Source organism: Pedobacter sp. KACC 23697, assembly GCF_045348445.1.
GTDB lineage: Bacteria > Bacteroidota > Bacteroidia > Sphingobacteriales > Sphingobacteriaceae > Pedobacter.
Map to the genome: position 1 here is coordinate 1477900 of NZ_CP157485.1, position 12707 is coordinate 1490606.

Annotated in this window: 7 protein-coding genes; 2 read left to right on the forward strand and 5 right to left on the reverse strand. The window is 42.4% G+C overall.

What is annotated here, in order from left to right:
• Positions 1–223 precede the first annotated feature (223 nt).
• The 4 genes from ABEG20_RS05665 to ABEG20_RS05680 form a co-directional block, all read right to left on the reverse strand.
• A complete protein-coding gene (locus tag ABEG20_RS05665) occupies positions 224–1537 on the reverse strand; it encodes a gluconate:H+ symporter (RefSeq protein ID WP_406826415.1) in 1314 nt (437 codons plus the stop codon).
• Between the two features lie 7 nt (positions 1538–1544).
• A complete protein-coding gene (locus ABEG20_RS05670; RefSeq protein WP_406826416.1) occupies positions 1545–3260 on the reverse strand; it encodes an IlvD/Edd family dehydratase in 1716 nt (571 codons plus the stop codon).
• 123 nt (positions 3261–3383) lie between these two features.
• A complete protein-coding gene (locus ABEG20_RS05675) occupies positions 3384–4220 on the reverse strand; it encodes a fumarylacetoacetate hydrolase family protein (protein ID WP_406826417.1) in 837 nt (278 codons plus the stop codon).
• 850 nt (positions 4221–5070) lie between these two features.
• Positions 5071–5961 carry an AraC family transcriptional regulator gene (locus ABEG20_RS05680; protein WP_406826418.1) on the reverse strand — a complete coding sequence of 297 codons (891 nt, stop codon included), beginning with the start codon at positions 5959–5961 and terminating at the stop codon, positions 5071–5073.
• A 563-nt stretch (positions 5962–6524) separates the two neighbouring features.
• On the opposite strand from ABEG20_RS05680, the gene ABEG20_RS05685 reads away from it, so the two are divergent.
• Positions 6525–9698: a SusC/RagA family TonB-linked outer membrane protein gene (locus ABEG20_RS05685; protein ID WP_406826419.1), complete on the forward strand. Its 3174-nt coding sequence runs from the start codon at positions 6525–6527 to the stop codon at positions 9696–9698.
• A gap of 13 nt (positions 9699–9711) precedes the next feature.
• A complete protein-coding gene (locus tag ABEG20_RS05690; RefSeq protein WP_406826420.1) occupies positions 9712–11262 on the forward strand; it encodes a SusD/RagB family nutrient-binding outer membrane lipoprotein in 1551 nt (516 codons plus the stop codon).
• 51 nt (positions 11263–11313) lie between these two features.
• Here ABEG20_RS05690 and ABEG20_RS05695 read toward each other — a convergent pair whose 3' ends face one another.
• On the reverse strand, positions 11314–12585 hold the full coding sequence (locus ABEG20_RS05695; protein ID WP_406826421.1) for a hypothetical protein: 1272 nt from the start codon (positions 12583–12585) through the stop codon (positions 11314–11316).
• Positions 12586–12707: the final 122 nt, after the last annotated feature.

Genomic DNA, 12707 nt, shown 5'->3' on the forward strand with positions numbered 1-12707 from the left:
CAAATTCAAACTAGTCAAATAAAAAAATACTCATAAATAAGAAAGATTGAGAGGCGAAGATTCTTAAAGTAAAATGTCATATTGTAAATGTATCTTATTCAATATTAAGATGTGCTATATAAGTACATTTCCTGAAAATGCCGATTGAGAAATCATGGATTTATTAGGGCCATTTTAATGTAGCATTTACAGCTATTCTCTAGAAACATAGCAAGTTCAAGTCCTACTTCACCTGATCCAAAATCAATATCCCAATAATCCCAATTACGGAAACCAATGTTTCCATCAGCGACCAGGACAAAAATGTTTGTTTGATGGTTAATCCCAAATACTCTTTAAACAGCCAAAAAGAGGAGTCGTTTACGTGAGAGCAGAACAGGCTGCCTGAGCCAACGGCGAGCACCATTAAATTGGGGTCGGCACCATGAGGGCCAATAAGTGGGTAAACAATACCAGCAGCCGTGAGGCCGGCAACGGTAGCCGAACCCAGGCAAAGCCTTAACACCGCGGTGATTAACCAGGCCAATAACAAAGGCGGCAGCGTTAATCCTTTCAAAATTACAGCAAGGCTGTTGCTTACGCCAGTTTCTACAAATACCTGTTTCAAAATGCCTGCGCTCCCGATGATGAAGAGAATCATGGCGATGTCTTTTGCTGCCTCAACATAAATGGCCATAATATCGGTCAGCTTTTTACCTAACCTCATCCCGAGGGTATAGGTTGCAATACAAATGGTGAGTATCATGGCCATGGTTGGGTCGCCGATAAACCTGGCAAAATTTACCACAGTTGTGTTGTCGCTACATAGCCTGCTGATTAAGGTGGTGCCTAAAATAATTAGTACTGGTAACAATGCAGAAATTATGCTATTGGTGATCCCCGGCAATTCATAATCGGGTAAGTCATCGGCCTTTAGGCTAATTGTTGGTTTAGATCGCATATTAATTAATGCTTTTGCAAAAACAGGACCGGCAATAATGATAGCCGGTATAGCCACGATTAAACCATAAATGAAGGTCTTCACCAGATCTGCATGAAATTGGGTGACTAAAGCCATGGGCGAGGGATGCGGTGGCAAAAAACCATGCATCACAGATAGCGAGGCCAGCATGGGCAAACCCACATACACCAGCGGTAACTTATAGTTGTAGGCTACCGAAAAAATAATGGGGATGAGCAATACAAAGCCAACGTTGTAAAATAAGGGGATGCCTACTATAAAACCGGTTAAAGACATGGCCCAGGTAATGTATTTATGACCGAAGGTGTTTTTTAATACCGTGGCTATTTTTTGCGCAGCACCGCTAAAGGCCACGAGTTTGCCGAGCATGGCCCCTAAAACGATGATGATGGACAGCGACCCTAAGGTGTCTCCCAATCCCTTATTAACCGTTTGCGGAATACGGGTGGCGGGCATACCTAACAATAAAGCCGCCGTTACCGATACGATTAAAAATGCCAGGAAAGTATTCACTTTTGCCCAGGCAATTAATAGTACCAGCATCAGGATACAGCCGGAAAGAATCAGTACATCCATGTTTTTATTAATGGGAGTCTCTGGTTACGGTTGGGCCCGAGCCACCTATTAAAAAGTCCAGATCGGCACCTTTATCTGCCTGCTGCACATGTTTAATGTATAAGTTTGCATAGCCACGTGTGGCCAGGGGAGGGGGCTGTACCCAATTACTCCGCCTGATGGCCAGTTCTTCATCACTTACTTCCAGGTGGATGCGTTTGTTGGCTACATCCAGCTCTATAATGTCTCCGTCTTCTACCAATGCTAAATTGCCCCCAATGGCCGACTCTGGCGATACGTGCAGCACAACCGTACCATAAGCTGTACCACTCATTCTGCCGTCAGAGATCCTGACCATATCGGTAATGCCTTTATCCAGTAATTTTTTAGGTAAGGTCATGTTGCCCACTTCGGGCATACCCGGATAGCCAACCGGACCAACTGTTTGCAAAACCATTACACACGTTTCATCGATATCCAGATCAGGGTCATCTACCCGCGCATGGTAATCTTCAATATCTTTAAACACAACAGCGCGACCACGATGCTGCATTAAAGCGGGCGTTGCTGCAGATGGTTTTATTACGGCTCCGTTGATGGCAAGATTACCTTTCAATACGGTGATTCCGGCTTCGGGAATAATGGGCTGCTCAAATTCATAAATCACTTCCTTATTGTAGTTGATTCCGCCGCCAGCAATGTTTTCGGTATGGGTTTTTCCGGTTACGGTCAGGGTATCCATTTTTAACACCGGTTGCATTTGTTTTAAAACGGCAGGTATACCGCCGGCATAGTAAAAATCCTCCATCAAAAATTTGCCTGAGGGCATCAGGTTAACCAGCAGTGGCATTTTACTGCCGATATCATCAAAATCTTCTAAGTTGAGCGGTACCCCCATACGCCCGGCAATAGCGGTAAGGTGAATAATAAAGTTAGAGGAACCGCCCACTCCGGCATTTACCTTAATGGCATTTTCAAAAGCATCGCGGGTGAGTATTTTGGAAATTTTCAGGTCTTCTTTAACCATTTCAACTATTCGCCTCCCGGATAGCTGGGCAAGCCTTTTCCTGCGCGAATCAACGGCGGGTATAGACGCACCACCCGAAAGGCTCATGCCTAAGGCTTCTACCATGCAGGCCATCGTGGAAGCTGTTCCCATCGTCATACAGTGACCCGGACTACGCGACATGCAACTTTCTACTTCTGCGTATTCATCATAAGTTATTTCACCTCTCTTTAAGTCTTCCGTCAGTTTCCATACACTGGTTCCGGAGCCGATGTCCTCGCCACGGTATTTTCCGTTTAACATGGGCCCGCCGGGCACCACAATAGTAGGCAGATCTACACTGGCCGCGCCCATTAGCGTAGAAGGGGTAGTTTTATCGCAGCCCGTTAATAGTACCACACCATCAATAGGGTTGCCCCTGATCGATTCTTCCGCATCCATACTGGCAAGGTTACGGAACAACATAGCAGTAGGTTTTAAGAGCGTTTCGCCTAACGACATGATGGGGAATTCGAGCGGAAAGCCTCCGGCCTCCAAAACCCCGCGGCGAACACTTTCAGCAATATCACGCAAGTGGGCATTGCAGGGCGTTAATTCCGACCAGGTATTACAGATCCCGATCACCGGCCTGCCGTCAAACATGTCTTCGGGCATGCCCTGGTTTTTCATCCAGCTGCGGTAGATGAGGCCCATTTTATCTTTTTTTCCAAACCAGGTTGAACTTCTATATGGTTTCATATCCAGAATATACTAATTGTGCTATTTTTAATTTCTTTTTTAGTTGGTGAGTGCATTGGTTAACCAATCTTTTCATCCGAGCCGGGGGAGGTGGGGAGCCTAGCCTTGGTTTGCCCGTGTTGATCAGGCAACTACATTGATCAGTGAGCCAATCTCCGAAATGCTTATTTTTACCGTATCTCCGCTTTGTAAAGTGAAATCATCAGCGGGGATGATTCCTGTACCGGTCATTAAATAAGTTCCATGAGGGAAATCTAATTCCAGAAACAGGTAATCTACCAATTCCTTATGCTTACGTTTCATCTGATTAATGGATATTTCCTCCTGAAAAATAACCGCTTCAGTTCTGGTTATTTCGATACTAATACGGGTGTCCGGATCTATCGGTTTTTCTGGCACCAGAAGGCAGGGACCTAAAGCGGCTGCTCCATTGTAAGATTTTGCCTGCGGCAGGTAAAGCGGATTTTCGCCCTCAATGTCTCTCGAAGAAACATCATTACCTATGGTATAACCTTCTATAGTGCCTGAGGAGCAAATAAATAGGGTCAGTTCCGGTTCAGGCACATTCCATTTAGAATCTGCCCTGATGCGGATGTTTTCTCCCGGACCTACCGTACGGTAAGCGGGTGATTTAAAAAAAAGCTCGGGCCGGTCTGCATCATACACCCTGGCATAAAAATCGCCACCTTTTGCATCTTTTGACTCTTCTATTCTGGCTTCCCTGCTCCGGAAATAAGTAACACCAGATGCCCATACTTCCTGGCTGCCGATGGGTGTTAAAACAGCGGAATGGGTGAGTGCCTGTAAATCTTCGTTAGGTTTAAGATTTTGCAACTCGTTACTTACTACTTTAAAGAGATTACTCCTGTTAACGAATGTATCCCAGTTTTTTTCTTCGCTTAAGAAATATTGGTTATGGTGATTGATAATAATCCCGCTCGAGGTATTATAGATTCTCATAATGATTTGGTTTAGATTTTTTGGATAGAAAATGAGCTTTAAACTTACTTTACATATCCAGGCGGTAAAATTGAAAGGCAAATAAATGCTTTTAAAGGATATTTACACCATCATGTCAATATAATACAATAAAATGCTGCGATACTAAAATTACGGGTTTGTACGGGCTGATTGATTACTTTGTAGCTTTTCACTTTGCTACGAATATCAATGACAGACTCCAATAGAGTGGTCGTCATCCGATAACTATCGGATCCCGCTTAGGCCTATCGTTTGGACACATCTTTTTGAGTTTAATTTTTTAGGCGTTTTGCTAGCTTCCTCAAATAACACATTGTTTTAACCGAAGAACGCCGTCAATCCCAAGGGCCTGAAAAATCAAAAAACAGATGCCGAATAGAACAAATAGCATTGCCAAACCTAAAACGCAGTAGTTTTGTGTTCATAAACGCTAATTTAAAGTTTTAAAGAAGTATTGAACACAAACCCCGTAGGGCTCAATCAGACCAAAGAAAATATAAACAATACCTGATTAAACAAAGTGCCGCTGTTTTTTTGATGTGTATAGGATTGTGTAAAAGGCCCATTGCTGGATTGACAGAGCGCTTTGGGTACTTTGGCGCTCCAAAATGCGCAGCATTCTTGAGCTCCATTAGAAACAACTAACAACCGCGAAAAACTACCATGCCACAGCGGCATAGAGCGAAAAAAAAATCAACATTGATCTTCAAAGTATAGTTTTTAAGATCAAAGTTTGTTATTTGCAAGAAAGATGCTGAAATAAATTCAGCATGACGATCGCCAAGGAATATGTGCTAAAACTAATACTAGTTTAATAACCGAACTGAGGCTACTCAGCAAATTTCTTCTCTTCAGTTTTAATATAATTGGACCTGTAATCCATCGGATTTTTTTTCGTAAGTGCTTTAAACTGATGATAAAAATGAGAAATATTGTTGTAGCCGCAGGCGTAGCCCACCTCCGTCATGTTAAATTCCTCTTCTACCAGCAATCTGCAGGCATTTCCAATCCTTACTTCCATTAAAAACTGGATATAGGTTTTTTTGGTCTTAGATTTAAAGTACCTGCAAAACGAGTGTTTTCCCATGTTAATCAGGGCAGCCACGTCCTCAATTGCTACTTTTTGGTGATAATGATTAAAAGTATATTCAAAAATAGTGTTGATGCGACTCTGGTCGATGCTGTTCACTTCCAGGTTAAAGCCATTTTTTGATATAATTTCGTATTCTTTCGTGGCCGCTACGATTTCTAAGGCAGACAATAAACTGATTAATTTACGTGAAGGCGATTCGTTCAGCATTTCTTCTGCTATTTTCCCAACCTTTCGTTTAGTTGCGCCTTTTAAACGTAAACCCAGTTTGCTGGTATGGAGCAATTTAACAATCGGACTGATTTCGGGAAGACTTAAAAATGTATCGCCCCATACGGTGTTTTGAAAAAGAATCACGATGGTTTCGCCAACTTTTTCGATATCGTTTTCCAGATATTCCTGTTCGCACCGGAAAGTATGTGGCAGGTTTGATCCAAATAAAAATACGTCACCATTTTTAAAAGGACCCACATAGTCGCCGATCAGGCAGGTGCCGTAGGTTCTTTTAACCACCAATAGTTCGCATTCGGGATGATAATGCCAGGCGCTTAATATCGCATGTCCGATATCTTTACGGATATTAAAAGAATGCTCCGGGTTCGGAGTAGCCTTTTTTAAAGTAGCCTTCATGTTTATAATTGGTTAACGATAACATGAAATTAAAAATTATGTACAATATAAATGCATATCATGAGCAATTGTTGCTTAGGTATGTTAACAACGCCAGGTTTTATTATTTGTACGATAGATTGGTTTTATGCTGAAGAATTTTTATAAGTGATTGATATACAAGTATGTTTTTGATACTTTATTAAATCGGAAGAAAATTCGGAAAGATCCATCTATGTTAATATGTTACAATTTTTTGCGGTAATACTGAAATTGCTTTTCGTTAAAGTTGTCTTTATTTGCTTAAGTAACATAACTGTTTCGAAACCAAATAGTAAAGAAAATAATGCTCCTACGCTTACACCTGTTTTCTGCAGAGCAGGTGTTTGCCTAGACAGGTTAGCCTGATAGGATTAGAAACAGCGATTAATGAACTAACCAACATGTTGATATGAGATAGATTTACTTAAGGTCCCAACCGCGGCACCTTGCTGCTCACACTGCTTATGTTCTAAACGGATTTCAGATCGTCTTCAAAGGAACTATAAGTAGCTTATTAAAAAACCAATTCTAACCAAACTATAATGATGAAAAAAAAATTACTTCCACTGGTATTGACGTATACCGTGTTAACGTTATTCCTGCTTTTCGAGTCCATAATGGCATCAGCTGGTGGGCTAAGCAATGCAGTTTTGAATAAATCTGTAACAAGCAAAAAATTAACAGTTGCTTTTATCGGGATTACAGGTAAAGTTACCGATGAAAAGGGTGTGGCTTTGCCTGGCGTAAGCGTAGCTGAAAAGGGAACGCGGAACGCTGTTATAACCAATACATCAGGTGGTTATACCATAAATGTGGCCAATAACAACGCGGTATTGGTGTTCACATCTGTTGGTTATAAACCCGTAGAAATAACCGTAAATGCAAAAACTGTAGTTAATGTAGCTATGGAAGCAGTTACAAATGCTTTGAACGAGGTGATCGTAACCGCGCTCGGTATAAAGCGGGAAGCGAAAAGCTTGGGTTATGCAGCTCAAAAAGCCGATGTACAGGCATTACAAACCAACCGTACCACCAACCTGGCCAATGCACTTGAGGGCCAGGTGGCCGGATTGGACGTATCTCCACCCGCTGCAGGACCAGGTGGAAGTACCAAGATCCGTTTGCGTGGACAATCTTCTTTCACCGCAGATAATTCGCCGCTCATTGTCATCAATGGTTTGCCCATGTCGCAGGGCGCGAGCAGTAGCAATGGTTATACACAAAATGTAGACCAGGGCGATAATTTACAAGGAATCAATCAGGATGACATCGAATCGATGACTGTGCTGAAAGGATCTACTGCTGCGGCTTTGTATGGTTCGCGTGCGGTTAACGGCGCGATTATTATCACCACAAAATCGGGATCTAAAAATACTGGAATTGGGATTGATTTCAATTCTAATTTTACCATCAACCAGGCACTGGATTTTACAGATTTTCAATATGAATACGGACAAGGTGAGAACAATATTCGTCCGTCATCACAAGGTACGGCGCAAAGTTCTGGTGCCTGGAGTTTTGGAGTACCATTTGATAATGTACCAACCTATCAATTCGACGGCGTTCAGCGTCCGTATGCGCCAGTTAAAGATCGCATAAAAACGTTTTTTAGGCTTGCACCATCATGGAGTAATACCGTGGCCATTTCTGGTGGTAATGATAAAGGAAGTTTCCGCGTGTCGCTTGCTAATCAGGATGCGCAGGGTATTGTGCCAAATAACGATTTCCACAAAAAGATTTTTAACGTGGGCATTAACTATAAACTTACTGAAAAATTATCTGCACAGTTTTACGTGAACTATGATCACCAGTTTAATAATAATCCACCATTGGTAGGCGTACAGGGCAACTCCATTCCAACATCAATTTACAGGTTGGCTAATTCCATCTCTTTTGACGTACTTAAAGCAGGCGCAATAGATGCCAACGGAAATGAAACACCTACTTCGAGATTTGCTACCATTACCAACCCATACTGGATCTTGGCCAACCAGTTTCAACGACAAACCAAAGATCATTTGTTGGGTACAGCTGTGGTGCGCTATCAGTTTTTCGATTGGTTGTATTTGCAGGGCAGGGCCAATATGGATCTTTTGCAAAGCACCTATGAATCGAACACGCCAACTGGTACGCTGGCCGTATCTGCCGCGCCGGCAGGACTGTATAACGGTAGCTACGGAATAAACACCGCAAGTACACGCCAGAATAATTTTGACTTTTTGCTGGGTGGCGGGCATAAATGGAAAGACTTTTCATTTAATGCAACCGTAGGTGGCAATAACTTTCCTTTAACTACGTCTACATTTAGCGAGTCGGTGACTAACTTTTACATCAGGGGGTTATATACCATTGGTAACGGAGTTACAGCAAATTCGACTTACAATTTGACCAAACAAACCGTTAATTCATTGTATGGTACTGCAGAATTTTCTTATAAAGACTTATTCTTCTTAAATATTACCGGCCGTTCAGACTGGTATTCGGTACTAGCTAGAGATATAGATCATTATTTCTATCCTTCCATTAGTGGAAGTTTCGTTTTTTCGGAATTACTTCCAAAAGCAAAATGGTTAAATTTTGGAAAGTTGAGGCTTGCTGTCGCAGAAACAGGAAGTGCCCAGGGTGTTGGTCCTTATAATGCCTTAACATTTGCGCTTGCTCAAAATTCATTTAACGGGCTTCCGCTAGGCAGTATAAACGGTACAGCCTCCCCAAATACTCAAATTAAGCCCTTTGGCGTAAATGAAAAAGAAATAGGCATCGAGTTACGCATGTTCAACAACAGGGTAAACCTGGATGTAGCTGCCTACAATAAAAAAACAACCAATCAGGCCGTGCCAATCAGCCTGTCTGCAGCAACCGGATACAGCACCACACTGGTTAACTTAGGTGGTTTAGAGAACAAAGGATTAGAATTTAACCTCGAATTAATACCGGTCCAAAACAACAAATTTACCTGGAAAACGGCTTTTAACTCTGCTTTCAACTCTTCAAAAGTATTATCCTTAGCGAACAACCAATCTCAACTGGTAGTGGGCAGTCCTGAGTTTTTTGGCTCTATTGTAGACGTAGTAGGATTACCGCTTAACCAGATCAGAGGGGCAACCTATAAACGGGATGCTGCGGGAAATATCGTATTATCAGGAGGCAAGCCGGTAGCAAGTGCTACACCGGTTAATTTTGGCAGCGGCCTGCCTACAGCAACAGGAGGCTGGTTAAATACATTGAATTACAAAGGTTTTACTTTTGTTGCCCATGTAGATTATAAGGCAGGAGGTAAAGTGCTCTCCAGTACCAGTTTAAATTTATTAAGAGAAGGTTTATCAAAAGAGTCTTTACCTGGCCGGCAGGGTGGCGTAATTTTTCCCGGTGTAAATGCTACCGATGGATTACCCAATACCACTGCCGTAAATGCAGAAGATTTTTACGCCAGTTATCGTTCAACGAATATTTTAGACCCATTTATTTACAGCTCAAGCTTTGTGAAGTTAAGAAACCTTTCTTTAGGGTATGACTTATCCAGATTTATCAATAAAAAATATGTGAAAAGCATGGTGCTTTCTGCGGTATGCCACAATGTACTGATCATCAAGAAATATACACCTAACATTGATCCGGAAGCAATAGCGTCAAGCGGCGATAACCTAACCGGGTATGAGCAGGCATCGTTACCCACAACACGTACCTACGGATTTAACTTAAATATAAAATTCTAATCCTATATAAAATATGAAAAATTTAATTAGAATTATAGCCATTATCATCTGCTTTCCAGTAATTTACAGTTGTAACAAAGGCTTCGATAAACTGAATATTAATCCAAATAATCCAACGGAGCTCGACGCATCATTTTTATTTACGAGTGCACAATTCGGAACCCACGGCGCCACGCTGGAAACTGAGCCCACCATTGTGCAGCAATTTGTAAATCCGTTTTCGGGCGTTACCTCAGCATTTAATTTTAACCAGGTAAACCAAACTTACACGGTGCAAAAGTGGAATGCAGAATATACCGGTACCAATACCGGCGCAACAAGTTCTTCAGGCCCGGTTCAATTACTGGTACAGATCCTAAGCCAGCTTAAAGGCAATGCTGCAAGAACAAATTTATATAACGAAGCCAGAATCTGGAAAGCATACCAGTTTATGATGCTGGTAGACACTTACGGAAACGTACCGTACAGTGAAGCCGGACAAGCCTATTTATCAAATGTGCTTACCCCTAAATATGATAATCAGGCAGTGATTTACACCGACCTCATTAAAGAAGTTACGGAGGCCACGGCAGCGCTCGATCCATCAAAGGATATCGTAAAAGCTGATGTATTTTACGGTGGAAACATCGCGCAATGGAAAAAACTGGGTTACTCTTTGTTACTTCGATTGGGCATGCGGTATAGTAAAATAGATCCGGGAAAAGCGCAAACGATTGTGCAGGCTGCGGTAGCTGGTGGTGTAATGACCTCAAATGCCGACAACTGTTATCTGAAATACAATACCACTTATGTGAATCCGGTGAGCCAGAGCATTACAGCTATAGCAAATACCTATTATTTGGCGGCTCCATTTGTAGATCAACTCAAAAACAGCGGCGATCCCAGGTTGAAGTTTATAGCCGGTAAATATGCAAATCCATTGGCTGCACCTACAACCGTGCCAGATACCACATCGGCCAATCAGTTCGGACTTCCGATAGGATATAGCAGTGCTACTTTGCCAACTGCACCCGGATTTAGAGGTGCTAACGGTTCAGGCTTTAATTATTCGCAGGTGAATTATAGTATTTTTGGTAGTTTAACCGCTCCGCAATTTTTTATTACCTACGCGCAAACGCAATTCCTTTTGGCAGAGGCTGCTTTTAGAGGCTGGATAACCGGTGGCAGTACAGCCGATGTGTATTATGCGAATGGCATACGTGGTGCAATGGACCAATGGACAACCTACAACGCGGCGGCAATTATTCCTTTAGCTACGCAAAATGCATTTATTAACAATCCCGTTAATGCTTATAATTCGGCAAATGCACTCAACCTTATCAACACACAATATTGGGTAGCTTCATGGGGCAATGGTGCCGAAGCATTTGCTAACTTCAGGAGAAGTGGTTTCCCGGCTTTATCGCCCAATACGATCCCAGGACAAAGTATAACCGGAGGTTTTGTTCGCCGGTTTGTTTATCCAACGCTTGAGCTTTCTGCAAATTTAACCAATTACCAGGCAGCCGTTGCAGACAATGGCGGGCCAGATAACATGGATACCCGCATTTTTTGGGATAAATAGAAATGCAAGAGCCTGTATCATAACTGATCAGGCTCTTTTTTGATGAAAGCGTTAGTAAGAAACTAATGTCGTTACGCTGGAAGGAGCTAAATTAATTCCGAAGTTACTGCCGGTTACTGCAAAACTGTTTGTACTAAGGTTGGCTGAGCTGGTTGTAAAATATCGGTTGAAACCAGAAACGCTGATGCCACTCAAATTAAAGCTTTGATAAGTGGTTGCTGCATTTTGGTTGATGATCACAACAACTAATTTTGTTCCGCTTTTATAGGCTGTAGCATATACACCTGTTGAAGGATTTTCTGAACAAGCTATTTTATTAAAACCCGGGCGTACATATCTGGCATATTGAGCCATTACGTAACCAACTTTTTGAATATTGCCGCTTTCACTCATTGGGCCGTAACTTCTTCTGATGTACCACCATACATAGGCACTCCATCCGGAATTCATACAGTCATGTATTTCTTTGGCAGCAGTCATGGCATTTGACCAGTCGTCTCCACTGATATTTGAATTTGTATAATGCTCTGTCATCCATACGGGTTTACCAATGCTACCTAAGTTGTACGGGGTCTTACCATAGATATGTCCGCAAACGAAGCTGGTTTTAGATTTTGCTGTGGCGTTGCTGAGGTAAGTGTTGATGTAGGTTTGGTTCATCTGGAAAGGTTCGGGTGCCATAATTGGGGCACCACAATTGCTGCCCTGGGCAGCAACAAAGTCTGCTACTTCAGGAGCGGTGAGTTCCATAGATTCATAATTAACTTTATAATCTGGTTCATTTGTTGGACTAATCGCAGCAAGCCCGCCGACTGCGGTATTAAATGCACTTAAATGTGCAGCATAATCTCCGTAAGATGTCGTTTTTATTTTGCCACCTACAATACTCCCATTCGTCTTCATCGATGCAGGTGCAGACCAGGCGGAGGCAATTGCCGATCCACCGAACGACTTGCAGGCATCTATAGTCGCTTTTTCAGCAGCAAATTCTGAACTGGAATTAGGAACCCGAACCCGGACAATGCTAAGTCCGATGCCGCTTGTAGGCGAGAACGCGGTATTTCTTTGGGTGCTTGTCAGGTCGCCGGTCCAGGCCACGATATTTGCTCCGCCAAAACCCTTGATCGTTTGTTGAACAGTACCCGCATCAATTGTTGCTGTGCCCTGAACGGCCAAAGCAGCTGTGGCCCCACCCAGGGAGTCAGATTTCATGACGGACAATGCCTGTTGAGTTAATTTTAGATCTGAACTGTTGATCTCGTTTTTAGAACAGCCCGCAAACAATAGCGCTGATGCGAGCGCACACCATAATGTTTTTTTCATAATTATTCGGTTAGATGTTTAATGATCAATTTTAACCAATCTGACGATTTTTAAATGCGTCAAATAGTTTTTTTTCAGGAAGAGATGTTTAAGAAAGCAATGCCAGACACATCATTGCTGAT

Bases quoted from the DNA above. Each gene is read 5' to 3' on its own strand.
- ABEG20_RS05680 (WP_406826418.1), bottom strand. From the start codon at position 5,961: ATGAAGGCTACTTTAAAAAAGGCTACTCCGAACCCGGAGCATTCTTTT.
- ABEG20_RS05675 (WP_406826417.1), bottom strand. From the start codon at position 4,220: ATGAGAATCTATAATACCTCGAGCGGGATTATTATCAATCACCATAAC.
- ABEG20_RS05665 (WP_406826415.1), bottom strand. From the start codon at position 1,537: ATGGATGTACTGATTCTTTCCGGCTGTATCCTGATGCTGGTACTATTA.
- ABEG20_RS05695 (WP_406826421.1), bottom strand. From the start codon at position 12,585: ATGAAAAAAACATTATGGTGTGCGCTCGCATCAGCGCTATTGTTTGCG.
- ABEG20_RS05670 (WP_406826416.1), bottom strand. From the start codon at position 3,260: ATGAAACCATATAGAAGTTCAACCTGGTTTGGAAAAAAAGATAAAATG.
- ABEG20_RS05685 (WP_406826419.1), top strand. From the start codon at position 6,525: ATGATGAAAAAAAAATTACTTCCACTGGTATTGACGTATACCGTGTTA.
- ABEG20_RS05690 (WP_406826420.1), top strand. From the start codon at position 9,712: ATGAAAAATTTAATTAGAATTATAGCCATTATCATCTGCTTTCCAGTA.